Annotated in this window: 14 protein-coding genes and 1 pseudogene; 8 read left to right on the top strand and 7 right to left on the bottom strand. The window is 69.3% G+C overall.

The genetic code is table 11. The features are described from left to right. Positions 1-18: 18 nt before the first annotated feature. Complete coding sequence (locus tag HUW46_RS48890) at positions 19-1,680, bottom strand: PucR family transcriptional regulator (RefSeq protein ID WP_215543017.1); 1,662 nt, start codon at positions 1,678-1,680, stop codon at positions 19-21. Positions 1,681-1,709: 29 nt separating this feature from the next. Beyond that, positions 1,710-2,831, bottom strand: a complete 1,122-nt coding sequence (gene menC / locus HUW46_RS35045; RefSeq protein ID WP_215543016.1) for an o-succinylbenzoate synthase — start codon at positions 2,829-2,831, stop codon at positions 1,710-1,712. Positions 2,832-3,434: 603 nt separating this feature from the next. Here menC and HUW46_RS35040 point away from each other — a divergent pair. The 3 genes and pseudogenes from HUW46_RS35040 to HUW46_RS49110 form a co-directional block, all read left to right on the top strand. After that, positions 3,435-4,160: an alpha/beta hydrolase gene (locus HUW46_RS35040; protein WP_215543015.1), complete on the top strand. Its 726-nt coding sequence runs from the start codon at positions 3,435-3,437 to the stop codon at positions 4,158-4,160. A 499-nt stretch (positions 4,161-4,659) separates the two neighbouring features. Further along, a complete protein-coding gene (locus HUW46_RS35035) occupies positions 4,660-4,815 on the top strand; it encodes a dihydropteroate synthase (RefSeq protein WP_215543014.1) in 156 nt (51 codons plus the stop codon). A gap of 14 nt (positions 4,816-4,829) precedes the next feature. Next, a pseudogene (locus HUW46_RS49110) lies at positions 4,830-5,066 on the top strand (dihydropteroate synthase); the annotation flags it as partial. 254 nt (positions 5,067-5,320) lie between these two features. Here the strand turns inward: HUW46_RS49110 and HUW46_RS35025 are convergent. The 3 genes from HUW46_RS35025 to HUW46_RS35015 form a co-directional block, all read right to left on the bottom strand. After that, a complete protein-coding gene (locus HUW46_RS35025) occupies positions 5,321-5,725 on the bottom strand; it encodes an ankyrin repeat domain-containing protein (protein ID WP_215543013.1) in 405 nt (134 codons plus the stop codon). Between the two features lie 229 nt (positions 5,726-5,954). Next, positions 5,955-6,887, bottom strand: a complete 933-nt coding sequence (locus tag HUW46_RS35020) for a carbohydrate kinase family protein (RefSeq protein ID WP_215543012.1) — start codon at positions 6,885-6,887, stop codon at positions 5,955-5,957. After that, on the bottom strand, positions 6,884-8,335 hold the full coding sequence (locus tag HUW46_RS35015) for an APC family permease (protein WP_215543011.1): 1,452 nt from the start codon (positions 8,333-8,335) through the stop codon (positions 6,884-6,886). Before HUW46_RS35015 ends, HUW46_RS35020 begins: the two co-directional genes overlap by 4 nt. 186 nt (positions 8,336-8,521) lie before the next feature. Here HUW46_RS35015 and HUW46_RS35010 point away from each other — a divergent pair, with 186 nt between their 5' ends. From HUW46_RS35010 to HUW46_RS34990, 5 genes are read left to right on the top strand one after another with little or no spacing between them, the layout of a single operon-like run. Continuing rightward, positions 8,522-9,283, top strand: a complete 762-nt coding sequence (locus tag HUW46_RS35010) for a DeoR/GlpR family DNA-binding transcription regulator (RefSeq protein ID WP_215543010.1) — start codon at positions 8,522-8,524, stop codon at positions 9,281-9,283. 53 nt (positions 9,284-9,336) lie between these two features. After that, on the top strand, positions 9,337-10,386 hold the full coding sequence (locus HUW46_RS35005) for a Gfo/Idh/MocA family protein (RefSeq protein ID WP_215543009.1): 1,050 nt from the start codon (positions 9,337-9,339) through the stop codon (positions 10,384-10,386). A gap of 49 nt (positions 10,387-10,435) precedes the next feature. Further along, entirely contained in the window at positions 10,436-11,239 is an 804-nt protein-coding gene (locus HUW46_RS35000) for a BtpA/SgcQ family protein (protein WP_215543008.1), read from the top strand. A gap of 6 nt (positions 11,240-11,245) precedes the next feature. After that, the gene (locus tag HUW46_RS34995; protein ID WP_215543007.1) at positions 11,246-12,070 is read left to right on the top strand and encodes a sugar phosphate isomerase/epimerase family protein; all 825 of its coding nucleotides are present in this window, start codon (positions 11,246-11,248) and stop codon (positions 12,068-12,070) included. Beyond that, positions 12,067-12,813 (top strand): alpha/beta fold hydrolase, encoded by a 747-nt coding sequence (locus tag HUW46_RS34990; protein ID WP_215543006.1) that lies wholly within the window; start codon positions 12,067-12,069, stop codon positions 12,811-12,813. The genes HUW46_RS34995 and HUW46_RS34990 overlap by 4 nt, the downstream gene beginning before the upstream one ends. 917 nt (positions 12,814-13,730) lie before the next feature. Here HUW46_RS34990 and HUW46_RS34985 read toward each other — a convergent pair. Continuing rightward, positions 13,731-14,969 (bottom strand): YbfB/YjiJ family MFS transporter, encoded by a 1,239-nt coding sequence (locus HUW46_RS34985; protein WP_215543005.1) that lies wholly within the window; start codon positions 14,967-14,969, stop codon positions 13,731-13,733. An 11-nt stretch (positions 14,970-14,980) separates the two neighbouring features. Next, a complete protein-coding gene (locus HUW46_RS34980) occupies positions 14,981-15,532 on the bottom strand; it encodes a MarR family winged helix-turn-helix transcriptional regulator (protein ID WP_215543004.1) in 552 nt (183 codons plus the stop codon). Positions 15,533-15,910 lie beyond the last annotated feature (378 nt).

The following is a 15,910-nucleotide window of genomic DNA, read 5'->3' as shown; positions in this document are numbered from 1 at the left end:
CTGCTGGTCCCGCCGCGGCTACTCATCGTGGTCCGCACCCAACTGACCGGACCGGCTTCGTCCCGGTCGACGATCCGACGCGGTCGTCGGGTCCGCCGACAGCAGGTGCAGCTGCAGGTGTAGCACCAGCCGCTGCACCGGGTCGGCCAGGTCGATACCGGCCAGCTCGGTCAACCGGCGCAACCGGTATCGGTAGGTGTTCGGGTGCACCTCCAGCGACGCCGCCGCGGCGGGCAGGTCCCCCAGCGAGTCGAGGTAGGCCCGCAACGTGGGCAGGTAGGAGGTGTGCCCCTTCTTCGCGTCGATATCGGCCAGCACGTCCAACTTGCCTGCCAGCAGCTCCGGTTCCTGGCCCACCAGGTCGCGCAGCCGAAGCAGCACCACTTCGGCCCGCACGTCCTCCAGCGTGGCCACCCCCGGCCCGGCCCCCCGCTCGGCCAGCACCCGCAGCGTCAGGTTGGCCTCGTGGTGGCTGTGCGCCAGATCGTCCAGCCCGGCCACGGTGGCGCCGATCCCGGCCTGCACGGCGATCCCCAGCGAATCCCGGCTCTGCTCCACGATCGCCCCCGCCAGCCGGCGCAACGGCGCCGGGTCCGGCCGGGCGGCATCGGTGAGCAGCACGTACACCACGTTGCCGATGGCCGTGCAGACCAACTGGTGCCGGTACGCCTCGGCGTACATCGTGACCAGGCTGGCCACCCGGTCCAGCTGGACCGCCAGGTCCGCCCGTGCCGTGGTGCGCAACCCGAACCCCAGCACGGTGGTGAACGACTGCCGCGACACGTTCAACGGCTCGGCCAGCAACTCCGCCGGCCGCCGCCCGTCCAGCACCGACCGGAACAACTCGCCGTTGCGCCGCCGCTGCAGGTCGTCCCCCACCTGGTGCCGCACCAGGTGCAGGGCGGCGATCCCGGCGGCGGCCCGCAACGCCTGCTCCGCCTCCGGCCCCAGCGGACTACGCCCCTCGGCCACCCAGATCGACCCGAGGATCTGCCCACCAGCGCGCACCGCGATGGCCAGCCGGGTCCGGAAGTCGCTCGGCTCGTCGTAGGCGATCCGGACGACCTGCTCGCTGCCCCACAGCCGGTGGAACACCCCGTCGTCCTCGAGCCGGCGCTGCCAGCTGTTCGGCACCCGGCGGCCGAGGATGGTGCGCTGCCGGTGCTCGTCGATCGGCTCGTCCAGACTGGAGTAGGCGAGCACCGCGGACTGCGGGCTCTCGATGGTGACCGGCCCGCCCACCATCGCGGCGACCGCGTTGGCAAGCGTGAACAGGTCACCGACCGCGATCCCGCCCGCACTGGACTCGGCGGTCAGGCCCAGCCCGGCCGCCGCGGTGCGCAGCAACGTGTACAGCTGCCCCCACGCGGTGCCCTGGTTGACCTGCAACAGCGCCACCCCGGCGCTGGTGGCCTCGGCCACCAGCGCGCCGACGTCGGCACCGTCACGCACCTTCACCGCCACGCCGGTGGCCCCCGCCCGGCCGGCCGCCCGCACCAGCTCGACCGCGCCGCGCTCGTCCACTCCGACGCCCAGCACCAGATCCCGCTCCGCGATCGGCACGTCATCCGTCGGGTCGTAGACCAGGACATCGTCGACCTCGGCCGCCAGCCCGGCCGGGGCCGCCAGCACCCGGAGGATCTCGAGGTGCTCGAGCAGTCCGCCGAGGGTGCTGGTCATGCCGCCGGGCCCGCCGCCATTCACCGAGCTTAGCCCTGTTCCGGTGGCCGTACCCGGTCGACCGAGGTGGTCAACTCCGCCAGCCACGCCTCGTCCACCTCGACCCCCAGCCCCGGACCTTCCGGCACTCGCACCGACCCGTCCCGCAGGACGAACGGCTCGGTCACGACGTCTCGCCGCCAGTACCGGTCCGAAGCCGACGTGTCCCCTGGCAGCCGGAAGTTCGGCAACGCGGCCAACGCCACGTTGGCCGCGCGCCCGATCCCGGTCTCCAGCATCCCGCCGCACCACACCGGCAGTCCGTTGGCCGCGCACACGTCGTGCACCCGGCGCGCCTCCAGCAGCCCGCCGACCCGGCCGGACTTGATGTTGACGATCTGGCAGGCCCCCAGTGCCACCGCGTCCGCCGCCGCCCGCGCGCTGGTGATCGACTCGTCCAGGCAGATCGGCGTGCGCAACCGCCGTGCCAGCGCGGCGTGCCCCCGCAGGTCGTCCTCGGCCAGCGGCTGCTCGATCAGGGACAGGCCGAACTGGTCGAGCTCGGCCAGGTGGTTGGCGTCGGCCAGCGAGTAGGCGGCGTTGGCGTCCACCTGCAACCCGATGTCGCCGAACCGCTCCCGCACCGCCCGTACCGCGGTCACGTCCCACCCCGGCTCGATCTTCAACTTGATCCGCCGGTAACCGGCGTCCAGGAACCCGGCCACGCTGTCCAGCAGCTCCGGCAGCGAATCGGCGATCCCCACCGAAACCCCGGCGGGCACCGCCTCCCGCACCGCTCCCAGATGCTCCGCCAGCGGCACACCCACCGTGCGCAACTCGGCGTCGAGCAGCGCCATCTCGATCGCCGCCTTGGCCATCCGATGCCCTTGCACCGGCGCCAGCGCCGCCTCGGCGCGATGCGCCCGCACGTCCGGCAAGGGCCACAGCCGGGGCAGCAACACGTCCTGGATCACTTGGTGCGCCCCAGCAACGTGTTCCGAGCTGTACAGCGGCGAGTGCCCGGCGACGCATTCGCCCCAGCCTCGGACCCCGTCCTCGGTCACCACCCCGATCAGCAGGATGTCCCGATCGAACTCGGCCCCGAACGAGGTACGAAACGGCGCGAGCAACGGCAGTCGAATCCGCCGCAGCTCGACTTCGGCAAGCCTCACCCCACACCTCCGATGCTGAACTGATTCATCCGCCCACCCTCGCCGGAGCCGCCCGCCGGAACTATGTCCGCGCGTCCCAAAAACCCCCACCGGTTCGGCACCCGCTACCAAGCCGACCGGGCGGACGGAGATCAGCCGCGCTGGGAGCTACGGCCGCGTTCTTGGCCGGAGAGCAGGTCCCCTGGCGTGCGGACGTCGTCTGGCTCCGCACCATGTCGCGCGGACGCCGGGAGAGGTCCCGAACGCGCGCTGACCGAACGATCCACAATGGAGGGTGGACCGAATGAAACCGCGAAGCGGGATTTCTCGGTCATGGCGCGAGCATGATGACTCGAGCCGACTTGAGCAGGAGCGGCCGAAGCCACCTTCCCAGCCGCGGTCGTCGGCGGCGTACCAGAGAAGCCGGGACCGCTCCCCCAGGGCCGGTACTACCCTTCGCCCGCGAGCCTCGAAAACGTGGACGTCGGGGGAGGATAAGCGATGGTCGGGTTCGCCAACCTCCGCTCTAGCCCGTGCTGTCGTCATGCGTCCGAGGCCCGGAAGCCCTCGCCGAGGGCGCCTCTCGCCGTTCACCGTTCGCGCACCGACAACCGGAGGTCCATCATGATCACGTTCGTGCTCGTGCACGGTTCCTGGCACGACGGCTCGGCCTGGAACGCCGTCGTTCCCAGGTTGGCGGAACTCGGTCACGTCGCCCACAGTCCGACGATCGCCGGTCATGGCAAAGGGGCGGACAAGGCGGTCGACCACGACGACTGCGTGCGGTCGATCCGGCGGTTCATCGTGGACCACGATCTCGCGGACGTGGTGCTGGTCGGCCACAGCTTCGGCGGGACGGTGATCGCGCGGGTCGCCGAGGAGATCCCGGAGCGGCTGCGCCGCCTGGTTTTCTGGGGCGCTTTCGTGCCGCTGCCGGGTACCAGCGTCAACGACGACCTCCCGCCCGCCTATCGCGAGTTGTTCGCGCGGCTGGCCGGCGAGTCGGACGACAACACGGTGATGTTGCCGTTCCCGATCTGGCGGGAGGCGTTCATCCAGGACGCCGACCTCGACCGCGCGACGGCCGCCTACCAACAGCTGTCGCCGACGCCGTACCAGCCCTTCGTGGATCGGCTCGACCTGTCGAAGTTCCCCCGGCTGGAGATCGCCAAGAGCTACCTGAACTGCACCGACGACACCGCGCTCCCGCCCGGCGAGTGGGGATGGCATCCGCGGATGTCCGGACGGCTCGGCCTGCACCGCCTGGTGCAATCGCCCGGCAGCCACGAGGTCGTCTTCACCAACCCCCGGCTGCTCGCCGAGAAGATCGTGCACGCCGGCAGGGACTGACGCGAGCGTCGCCGCGGATGCCCGTGCGCGGCAGCGCTCCGCTACGCGTCACTCGGCGAAGATGCGTCTCGGCGCACACCCGCGGCACTACGTGACCGAGAAGCGTTCACATCCACCGTGCGCACTCCGCGCACCAAGGAAATCCGGTCGGTCTCCAGAGGCCCGGTTCGATGAAGACCCGGAGCCCTCCTGCCGGGTCTGGGGTGGCGGCGCCGTCGGGGCTTACCGGTTCGGAGGCTCACGTCGACAGCTCTCGCGATCGGTCGGCGAGCAACTCCTCCGACGCGGCCGCCGCATCGGCCGGATCGCCTGCTTCACCCCGCGACAAGGCGTTCGGCCACCACGAATGCCAACGGCTCGCTCAGATCCCACACCTCATCCGCTCGGCCGAGCTCGGTGAGATCCGAACGTTCACGCGACGAGGAAAAAGGCGGTGCCACCACGGCGGCTCGATTCCGCACTGACCTCATCGGGAGTGTCCGAGTGTCGGCCTCGGCTGGTGGGGGTCGTCAACGTCACCGCGGACTCGTTCGCCGACCGTGGCCGGTTCCTGGCGCCCACCGCCGCGCTCACGCACGCTCACCGATTGCTGGCAGCGGGCGCCGATGTCGTCGAACTCGGCCCGCGGCCAGTCATCCTGGCGCCGAGCCGGTGACCGCCGACGAGGAGATGCGGCGGCTGGACCTGGCCCTGAACCGCTTGGTCGCCGACGGCGTCCCGGTGTCGATCGACTCGTGCCAACCCCGGACCCACCGGTTCGCCGCCGCTCGTGGTGCCACGTTTCTCAACGACATCCAAGGATTTCCCGACCCGGACCGGTACGCGGAGCTGGCCGACACCGGATGCCGTCTCATCGTCATGCACTCCGTGCAGCGGCACGGACCCGCGACCAAGGTGCGCACCGATGCGCGGACGGTACTGGCGGCGCTGGAGCGGTTCTTCGAACGGCGGCTGACCGCGCTCCAAGCGATCAGAACCCGGTTCGGCGTCCCGATCATGGTTTCGCCGACGCGGAAGTCGTTCCTCCGGGCGAGAACTGCCGGATGTCGGACCAGCCTGGCCGCGGAACTGTACGCGGCCAGCGCTCCGGAACGTCCTCACCGCGTTGGACCGGCACGCCGGAACTGGCCGATGACGCGCCTCGGCGAGCCGAGGATCGGTCATGGGTGCAGCTTCGCGGCGAGGGCGGCCGGGAACTCGAAGGCGCCTTTCGCGAGATCGTCCGGCGTCCACCCGTTCTTCTCGCGGGCGGTTTTGTCGGCACCGCGGGCGAGCAGCAGATCGATCATCGCCCCGTCCGGGTTCAGCCGCCAGCCCGACACCGCCAGGTGCAGCGGCGACGCTCCTCGCGGCACGGTGGGTGCCTGGATGTCCGCACCAGCGTCGAGCAGAGCGACGGTGGTGTCGAGCGCGCCGCCCTGCACGGCGAAGTGCAGCGGGGTGAAACCGGAGCGGCGCTCGGCCAGGTCGACGTCGACCCCGGCATCGAGCCGTTCCTTCACCGTTACCACGTCGTTGTCCGCGGCCGCGTAATGCAACTCGTCGCGCCCGGCACGGTCAAGCATTCCCCGCTACACCTCGTCGTATTTGAATGCGTTTTCGCGGTCGATTTTATCAGGGCGGAAGAATGTACCGACCCGGAGTTGCAGCATGCGGGACATGGATCTCGGTGCTGTTTTCGCCGGAGTGCCGCGCGTGGGTGTGGTAGCCCGAAAGGCCGACCGCATCGATCCGCGACTGGCTCCACTCCCCCGCCCTGTACGACCGACTGTCCCGAATGGACGGCCCCGCGCGTCAGCTTCGGTGGTTCCGCAGGTCGATCAGGTCCGGTTCACGGATGTGCCGGTGGGGCGAGGTGCGGGAAACGGCTTCGGTAGCCACGATCGTCGCGTCGCGGGCGGCGCGCGGCCAGGGCAACCGGTGGGCGAGGCCGTAGAGCAGGCCGGCGTTGAAGGCGTCGCCGGCGCCGGTCGTGTCCGCGGTTCGCGCCGACCGAGCCGAGCAGGTGAAGTCTTCTCCCGGGCCGATGCCAAGGCAGCCGTCGGCACCGAGTTTGGCGATCACATGGCCTCCGGTGAGTTCGTGCAGTGCCTTCGTCGCGGCCCGGGGATCTTCGATGCCGGCGACGACCGCCAGTTCCCGCGCGTTCGGCAGAAAGACGTCCACGAGTGGCAGCAGGGACTTCAGCGTGGTCAGGGTGTGGGGCCGCCAGCCGTCGGGGTCGGAGCCGGGATCGAAAAGGGTGCGTCCGCCGGAGGCCTTGACCTGGCGCAGCATCTGCTCCGTCGGCGGTCCCTGCAGCGCCGGGGTGGTGAAGTAACCGGTGAACAGCACGAGATCGGCCGTGAGCGCTTCGCGGGGGACGGAATCGCGGTCGTAGGAACGGAGGTGGCCGTCGGTGGCCAGGAAACCTCGGTCGCGCCGGTTGCTCTGAACGGCGATCGACACCGCTGTCGGCGTACCGGGGGTGGTGCGCAGGTGGGAGCAGTCAACACCGCCTTCGGTGAGCAGGGCTCGGACGAGCGTCGCGGTGGTGTCGTCGCCGAGGGAGGCGTGCAGTTCGTGCCGCACACCAAGGGCGGCGAGTGCCATCGCGGTGTTTCCCGCGCTGCCGCCGGGACGGACGTCGATGGTGTCGATCATGACCTCGGTGCCGGGCGGCGGCATGCGGTCGACCTGTGCCGCCACGACGTCGAGCCCGAGGTTGCCGATGACGCTGATCTTCACGCGGGGACCTCGTTTTCGGCTTCACGGGCGCGCCGCCGCAGGGCGAACGTGTAGCCCGCGCACAGCAGGAGCAGGGCGAACGCCGCGATCACGACGCTTTGACCGAGGCGGAATCCGGAGCCCCACAGGGATACCACGAAGCTCCGGCAGATGACGTAGCCGTTGATACCGATCCCCACGACGGGCAGGACCACGTTGGGCAGCCACCGGCGCCGTTCCGGTGCGACGCGGAGGAAGTAGCGCAGGTTCGCGAGGTTGACGCTGCTGTACAGCACGAGCGCGAAGAACACCGCCGCCTGCGACCACCACACGAACGCGTCGACGCCGTTGCGCAGCGCAGCGACCACTACGGCCCCGCAGGTCAGGCTCACCACGTAGACCACGGTCATGGCGTGGTGCGGAACGCGCGTGCGCGGATGGAGCTGCGCGAGCCGTCGCGGGAGCAGACCTTGGCGCGCGATCGCGTAGAGGGCGCGGGATGCCCCGACGACGGTCGTCACGTAAATGGCGGTCAACGCGGTGAGGGCGGTGATGATGATCAGGATCGACCCCCATCCCCAGTAGTCACGGGCCATCGGTGTCACCGCCGTCAGCCCGGTTTCGTTGTACTTCGCCACCGTTTCCGGAGGTTCGGACAGGGAGAAGGCCCACGTCGCGCCCGCCCAGACCAGGCCGACCACGGTGACGGCGAGGAAGGTGGCCTTCGGCAGGAGCTTCTTGGGAGCACGGGATTCTTCGGCGACCGTGGAGATCACGTCGAAACCGGTGAAGGAAAGCACACCGAGCAGCACGGCGGCCCAGAACGTCGAAAGGTTCCCGCTCCCCTGGGACGGTACGAACGGAGCGAGGCTCAGTTCGTGGTGCGCGCCGCGGGTCGCGATCACCGTCACGCACAGGGCGAGCAGCACCCCGGTTTCGGCCACCAGGAAGATGACCGCCGAGCGCGTCGATGCCTGGATCCCGCGGTAGGTCGTCAGGCACACGACCGCGGTGACCAGCGCGGCGCCGAGCAGCAGCGTCCCCGTCCCGGTCGGCAAGCCGAGCTCAGCGAGCAGATCGTTGAAGAAGAGGCCGAACAGCACGGGCTGCACGATCACCTGGATGATGTAGTAGGTCACCATGACCAGGCCGACCAGTAGCCCGGCCACCGGGTTCGACGTGCGCGACGTCCAGGTGAACGCCGAGCCCGTCGCGGGCATCTCGCGGTTGACGATGACGTAGCTGATCGCGTTGGGCAACGAGATCAGCAGTGCGGCGAGGAAAACGAGCGGCACGATCCTGCCGACCAGTCCCTCCATCGGGCCCCACGTGCCGTACACGCCCATCGCCGGTGACATCATCACGGCCCCGAGCACGGTCAACCCGAGCAACCCGACAGCGTTGGACCGCAGCGACACCGGTTCGGCGGCCGTCGTCGGCCGCCCTTCGGGTGGCGATGGATGCGTCATCTTCGACCTCCTGGTGGGCTGCGCACGGTGGGTTCGACCAAGGTGGGTTCGAGTGCCCGCGATGCCTGCTTGAGCGCACAAACTGCACGATAACGTGCATTGCAGGGAGTCTGAACTGCACGTAAAGCGTGGTCAAGGTATTAGTGTGTGCAGTCGAGATTGCACACTCCAGGGAGGGGACGCACGGTGTCATCGACCGACCGGCGCAGGATTCTGCTCGAACGCGCGCGGACGCACGGCTACCTGGGGGTGCGCGGCCTGGCCCGCGAACTGAACGTCGACGGTTCCACCATCCGCCGGGATCTCGCGCACCTGGAGCGCGCCGGGCTGGTCCGGAGGACCAGGGGCGGGGTGCTGCCCGCCGATCCCGCGGACGCGGTCGATCTGCCCTACAGCGTCCGGCGCGTGGAGAACGCGCCGGCGAAGAAAGCGCTCGGCCAGGCCGCCGCCGACCTGGTCAGCGACGGCCAGAGCGTCATAGTCGACAGCGGTTCCACGATGTACCACCTGGCCTCCGCCCTGCGCGCCCGGCAGGGCCTGACCGTGATCACCAACGACCTGATGGTGGGCGTGCGCTCGGCCGGGCACCCCACCAACCGCCTGCACGTGACGGGCGGTTTCCTGGTCGACACCGTCTACACTCTGGTCGGACCGGACACCGGTGCCGCGCTGACCGCCCTGCACGCGGACTGGGCCTTCATCGGCGCCGAAGCGATCCATCCGGCGGCGGGCGTCACCAACATCAACGTCATCGAGGTCCCCGTCAAACAGGCCATGATCGCCGCCGCCGACCGCGCGGTCCTAGTGGCCGACAGCTCGAAGTTCGGCCGCCGCGCGCTCGCCCCGGTGTGCCCGCTCGCCGAGTTCGACACGATCCTGACTGACGACGCCCTGCCAGCCGAGCACCGCGACGCCTACGGCCCAGCCCTGCGGACCGTGCAAGTTTGACTGCACGCTATCAGGCATTGACTGCACGGAACTGTGCATGTTTGGCTCGGTGAGTGCGACTCCACAAGCGAAACGAAACAGACCAGGAAGTCCGGATCGGGCTCGTCGGCTGCGGCCGGATCGCGCAGGCGGCCCACCTGCCGGCACTCGCCAAGGCGGACGGCGTGCGGTTGGCCGGCGTGTACGACCCCAGCGCGCACCTGTCCGGTGAGATCGGCCGCCGGTACGGGGTGCCGGTCCATCCGGCCCTCGACGACCTCCTCGCCGCGGACATCGATGCCGTGCTGATCGCGGTCCCGGACCGGGCCCACTTCGAGATCAGCGGTGCCGCCCTCGCGGCGGGCCGGCACGTGCTCGTCGAGAAACCGGCCGCCGCGACCGCCGACGAGGCACACCGGCTGCGCGAACTCGTGGTCCGATCCGGCCGGAAGTTCCAGGTGGCGAGCATGAAGCGCCACGACCCCGGGCTGCAGTACGCGGCCGAGGCCGTCGCGGACGGGCGCATCGGCGACGTGTACACGGTCAGCGCCTGGTACCGGGTCATGTCGGCGCTTCGCCCACCGACCGAGGACGCGTTGTTCCCCGCGATGGCGATCGATCCCGAGGTGCGGCAGCGGGAGGCCGAGTTCAAGCGGACGCGCCGGACCGAGCACCTACTCCGCACGCACGCCGTGCACACCTTCGACCTGCTGCGCTATCTCGTCGGGGACATCGAGGTCACCTCCGCGGAACTGGCCGTGGCCGGTGAAGACCACAGCTGGCACGGCCTGGGCAGGCTGCGCTCCGGGGCCGGGGTGGCCGCCTTCGAGGTCACCGCGAGCGTGCACGGCCGCTGGACCGAAGGGTTCGACATCTACGGCGACCGCGGTCACCTGAGGATCGCGGTGCCGTTTCCGTTCACCCGCGACGTCAGTGCCGTGACGCTGTTCGACGAGCCGGCCGGCACGTCCACGCGGCCCGAATTCGGGTACCGCGACCCGTACCGGCGGCAGCTCGAGGCGTTCGCCGACGCCATCCGCGACGACACCGACCCGCAGCCCGGCATCGACGACGGTGTCGCCGCGCTGGAACTGGTCGAAGCCGTGCACAAGGCCGCGGCCTGATTCCCCCTTCCTCGACACCCCTTCCTCGACACCGCATTCGGAGGTCCCGATGGGACGTTTCACCGACATCTTCCCCGGCATCGCGAAACCCCTCATCGCCATGGCACACGTACCGGCTCTGCCGGGGACACCGCTCTACGACGCCGATCTCGGCATGAACGGCCTGCTCGACGCCGTGCGAAGGGACGTCGAAGTCCTGTGCGACGCCGGTTTCGACGCGATCCTGTTCTGCAACGAAAACGATCGGCCGTACCGCCTGAACGCGGGCTTGGCCGATGCCGCGGCACTCAGCAGGGTCGTCGCGCACGCCCACCCGACAGACCGACCGTACGGGGTGGACTACTTGTGGGATCCGCGCTGCGCGCTCGCGGTTTCGGTCGCCACCGACGCGCGCTTCATGCGCGAGGTCGTCTCCGGGACCTGGGAGTCCGATATGGGACTGTGGAGCCCGGACGCCGGTGAGGTCCTGCGGGAGCGGCGCCGGCTGGACCGCTCGGATCTGGGCATCTTCATGAACGTCACGCCGGAGTTCGCCTCCGCGATCGGCCAGCGCTCCGCCGCGGACGTCGCCCGGTCCACAGCCGTCTCCAGCCTGCCCGACGCGATCCTGGTCTCCGGCCCGATGGCCGGGGCCGAACCGGCGGTCTCGACCGTCGCGTCCGTCCGCGACGCGGTCCCCGCCGACCTCCCCGTGCTGCTCAACACCGGCGCCAAAGCCGCGACGATCGCCGGCTACCTCCCCCACGCGGACGGCTGCGTGGTCGGCAGCGACCTCAAGGTCGACGGGCACACCTGGAATCCCGTCGACCCCGACCGCGCGCGCCGGTTCATCGACGCGGCCCGTAGCGCGTAGGCCCGCATGCCCCACATTCTCACCGAGGACGACCTCGGCGTCTTCAGCCGGACCTGGCCGCCGATGAACGCCTCCGACCTCGCGCACACCGTCAGCGATTCGGGCTTCGGCCAGGTGCACTTCAACCTCGCCAGCGCGGGCCTGAACCAACTCGACGCGCCAGGGGCGACTGCCGTCCGCGCCGCCTTCGACCAGGCCGCCGTCGCGATCACGAGCATGTCGGCGACGTACAACATGATCGACCCCGATCCGGACCGCAGGCACCGGAGCACCGCCGAGGCCGTGGCGCTGATCCACCAGGCGCCCTCGCTCGGGGTGCGGATGATCAGCTTGTGCACGGGAAGCCGCCACCCCACGGACAAATGGGCCTGGCATCCCGACAACGCCTCGCCCCGCGCCTACTCCGACCTCCTGGCCACGATGCGGCAACTCGTCCCCGCCGCGCGCGAGGCCGGGGTCCGGCTCGGGGTGGAACCGGACCCCGGCAACGTCATCGACAGCGCCGGCGCGGCGCGGCGCCTGCTCCGAGACGTCGACGGCACGGTCGGCGTCATCCTCGACCCGGGAAACCTGATCACCCCCGAGAACGCCGGTCACCAAGCCGACATCCTCGACGAAGCGTTCGACACGCTCGGCCACCGGATCGTGAGCGTCCACGCCAAGGACTCCCACCCCCGGCACGGGCTCGGTTCGGGCCTGGTCGACTTCGGCCTCTTCTTCCGCCGATGGGCCCTGCTCCCCGAACCCGTCCCCGTCGTCATCCACGACGTGGCGCCGTCGGACCTCCCGCAAGCCCGCGAATTCGTGCTGTCGCACCGGGACCCGGCATGACCCACCACTGCCGCCGGGTCCCCGGCACCACTCCGCTGGTCCTGCTGCACGGACTGGGCGCGGATCGTCGCCAGGTGCTGGGCCTGCCGTGGGACGAGGCGCTCGCCAACCGGACCGTACTGGCGCCCGACCTCGACGGCCGGGACTTCGACAGCATGGCCGACGAGGTCCTCGCCCTCGTCGACCACCTCCGACTGCCAAGGGACTTCCTCGTCTTCGGCATTTCGATGGGCGCCGGGGTCGCCGTGCGCCTGGCGCTGCGGGACCCCGGCGCCGTGCGGGCCGCGATCTGCGTCCGGCCGGCGTGGCTGCACGAACCGCACCCGCCGAACCTGGACGTCCTGCGCACCGTCGCCGACCACCTCGACGGCACTTCCCCGGACGCCTTCACCTCTTCCCAGCCCTACCGGACCATGTACGTCCACGCTCCTGAGGCGGCCATGGCCTTGCTGTCCTCGTTCGAGGCACCCGACCCGGGTCGACTCGCCGACCTGCTGCGCACCGTCCCCGCCTCGGTTCCCTACGACCGGCCCGAATCGCTCGCGAAAGTACGGTGCCCCGTCCTGGTACTCGGCAACGAAGAGGATCCACTGCACCCGATCGCCATCGCACGGACCTGGGCCAATCGAATGCGGCACGCGAAATTCGCCCCGCTCCCACCGCGCTACCGCCACCCTCGGCACCACGCGACGGCACTGATCCAGCACACCGTCGACTTCATCGGAGCGCTCGACGCCCCATGACGGCCGAGCCGAGCCCGACGGCGCGTTTGATCGAATGGCTGGCGTCTCGGACCACCGCGCAGACCCTGCCGGTTCATGATCGACCCTGTTTTCAACCATGGCCTTTCTCCTGCTTATCGGCGGGGGAAACGCACAGCAATGGGCCGAACCAGTGATTCGCCGCCCGATACGGGCCACACGTGGCCAAGGTCGGATCAAGCGATGGAAATACGTGACCCCTGCGGAATCTGAGGCAGCCTCTCACCCGACGAACGCGACATACTCACCAATGAAAAAGTGATCAGAATCCTTCCCCGCACGGCAATAACTCTAGATATGCCAAACATCGGTGTCGATGCGAATCATGCCGCGCAGCTCATGCTGAATACGAACGCAAGAGAAGGCGCAAATAGCCTCGTGCGGCCGCCCCAGCATTACTGTCCGAACCCTTTAACCACAACGGCCACCGCACTCGGTGAACCCTTCGACATGATCCGCGCCAACCCGCCCGGACACGTCGCGGGTGATAAGACAACTACGGGGAGCGCGGAGCGGTCGCAGCTCGCGTACTCGTGCAAGTGCTCGCCAGCAATCCGCGAGTGGCACTCGTACGTCGAGGTGCCCGGAGACGTCGCACCGGCGGAGCGGAGCCAACTGAAGGTGGCACGTCCACCAGTTGAACGACAGCTCCAACCGCGCGCCAGCACGTACGTGACAGCCACGTCGCCTCGCTTCGCACATTCGGTATCGGTTCAGCGGGGAACTCCCGTGACGGTGGCGCACATGATCGACCTACGCCCCTCCGATTTGCGGATTTCGCTCGCGGCCCACCAGCAGTTCCACTGGGGTAGCGCTGCGCTCAGCCGCTCCCGCTTTGAGAGCTGAGGGTCGCGAGTTCGAATCCTGTCATCCCGACCGCAAGGGCTGGGTCTGAGGGTTCAGCCCTTTTTCGCGACGGTGGAACCGGTTTTGCGAGCAAGCACACCGTTGAGAGCCTGCCGTCGTTCGACCCGGTCTCCGCGGGGCTCCGCGCGCTGGAACAGCACCACTACGGTGCTCACGACGAGGAACATCGCACCGATGAGCAGGCCGATCCGGACGCCTCGTCCACCATCGGACACCATGCCCGACAGGACCGGGCCAACCGACTGGCCCAGCGAGAACACCACCGTCAGCACAGCTATCGCACTGGTCCAGTACCGGGGCGCGAGCACGTCCTGTGCGCACGAAGTGATCGCGCTCACCGTCGCCAGGAAGGAAAATCCGAACAACGTCGCCGACAGGTAGGAGACAGCGGGAGCATCGGAAAGAAGAGGGAACAGAGTGCCGACTGTGCCGGTCACCAGGGTCAGCGCAGGGCCACGTCCGCCGGAAGTACGACTCAAGACCGGGCTCCAGGCGAATCCGCTCACCATCGCAGCGAGGCCGAGCAGTACCCAGAAAGCCCCGATCTCCCCTTGTCCCATGCCGCGTTGGTCGAGGTAGGTGACGATGAAGGTCATGTACACGATGTAGCCCGCGCCGAACAGCCCGTAGGCCAGCAGCAGCGGAGTGATCTCGCGGATCAGCCAACCGCGGCGGGTGCGATCTTGATCCTGCGGGACCGGCTGGGCGGGGCGAACCGCGGCAGTGGCAACGGCGGAAAGCACGAACGCCACCAAAGACACGAGCCCCAGCGCCACCCACGCCATCGACCATGGAGCGTGCGCCAGAACGAAGGGCACGACAACGCCGGGGACGACCATGCCCAGTCCACCGCCGACACCGAAGTAGATCCCGAAGGTCATCGCCTTCCAGCGCGCAGAGGCGGCACTGTTGAGCCGCGCCACCATCGCGGCGCCTCCTACGAACGAAGTGGCCGCGCTGGCACCGCCCAGTGCTCGTAGTACGCCGATCACCACGAGGTTCCCACTGGCGGCAGTGGCCAGCACCGTGGCCGCCGTGATGGCGGTACCGACGATCACGAGCCGCCGCTCGCCGACGCGGGTGGCCAGCGGGGCGGCAACGGCGGCGCCGGCGAGGTACCCCACCGAACTCACCGTGTTGATCGCGCCGGCGGTGGTGTAGGACCACGCCAGGGCCGACCGCATCGCCGGCAGCACCAGGCCGTAGGCGAACCGGGAGAAGCCCGACGCCACCGCGGCGACCATGGCGAGCCCGGTGACCAGCCAGAGCATTCGCGTGCGACTCACGCCGGATCACCGTGCGCCGCCAGGTCCTGGCTCCGCCGCTCCGCTTCCCCCACCGGACACACCTCGGCTGCGGTGTTACACGCATTCCGGTCACACAACCGGCACATGTGCTGCGCTCGTCCACGCTGCTGGTACAAGCGGAACAACAGCTTGCTCAGCAACGGGCCGAGGATCCGCTGGTCCACCGGATCCAACGAATCCACCACGTCGGCCAGGCCCACGGTTCGTTCTCGCAGCACCTGCCCCGCCATCGCCTCGCCGGTGGCAGTGACAGCGACGGTCACCGACTTGGGATTGAATCGGTCCCGAGACCTCGCTACCAGGCCGTCGCCCTCCAACGTGTCGACCAGTCTCACCGTGGCCGACTGCGTCAACCCGACCCGGCGCCCCAGCTCGCTCACGCTGATGTCCGGACTGGCCGAGAGCGTGACCAGGGCCGCCGATCTCCGCACGCTGAGCCCTGTCGCGGCACCCGGTAACTCGGCGACCAGGTCGGTCACCGCCAGTGCGGTCGCCCCCAGAAGATTCGCCACCCGCAGATCGCGCATACCGCATTGAACCATGCAGAGTGCATATAGGCTACCGAACGTCACGGTCGCGCGGTCCGTGTACTGACCCGGGAGGTTGGGCACATGGTTGGCCGATCGAATTCGGTGCAGAGCAACAGGGCCGCAACGTCGTCTAGTGCTGCTTCAACGGGTTGGGATGCTCGCGCGGTGGCTGGGCCACCAAGTTTCACCTGGTCGTCGAGCAGGGCCAGAAGCCGTTGTCGCTGGTGGTGACGGCGGGTCAGAGCGGGGGGGTGACTCGCCCCCGGTCAGGTGGTGCTGAACGGGATTCGGGCCCCGAATCGGTGCGAGTTGATTGTGACGGGGGTGAATCGACCGCAGATGTTCGCGGGTTGTGACCGCGGTCAGTCGTGTCGG

The sequence above is a fragment of the Amycolatopsis sp. CA-230715 genome (assembly GCF_018736145.1).
Classification (GTDB): Bacteria; Actinomycetota; Actinomycetes; order Mycobacteriales; family Pseudonocardiaceae; genus Amycolatopsis.
This window is presented reverse-complemented; position numbering and strand designations above follow the sequence as displayed.

Coding starts and splice junctions, on each gene's coding strand:
- HUW46_RS48890 (WP_215543017.1), bottom strand. CDS start 1,680: ATGACCAGCACCCTCGGCGGACTGCTCGAGCACCTCGAGATCCTCCGG.
- HUW46_RS35040 (WP_215543015.1), top strand. CDS start 3,435: ATGATCACGTTCGTGCTCGTGCACGGTTCCTGGCACGACGGCTCGGCC.
- HUW46_RS35025 (WP_215543013.1), bottom strand. CDS start 5,725: ATGCTTGACCGTGCCGGGCGCGACGAGTTGCATTACGCGGCCGCGGAC.
- HUW46_RS35015 (WP_215543011.1), bottom strand. CDS start 8,335: ATGACGCATCCATCGCCACCCGAAGGGCGGCCGACGACGGCCGCCGAA.
- HUW46_RS35000 (WP_215543008.1), top strand. CDS start 10,436: ATGGGACGTTTCACCGACATCTTCCCCGGCATCGCGAAACCCCTCATC.
- HUW46_RS34995 (WP_215543007.1), top strand. CDS start 11,246: ATGCCCCACATTCTCACCGAGGACGACCTCGGCGTCTTCAGCCGGACC.
- HUW46_RS34990 (WP_215543006.1), top strand. CDS start 12,067: ATGACCCACCACTGCCGCCGGGTCCCCGGCACCACTCCGCTGGTCCTG.
- HUW46_RS34985 (WP_215543005.1), bottom strand. CDS start 14,969: ATGCTCTGGCTGGTCACCGGGCTCGCCATGGTCGCCGCGGTGGCGTCG.
- HUW46_RS34980 (WP_215543004.1), bottom strand. CDS start 15,532: ATGCGCGATCTGCGGGTGGCGAATCTTCTGGGGGCGACCGCACTGGCG.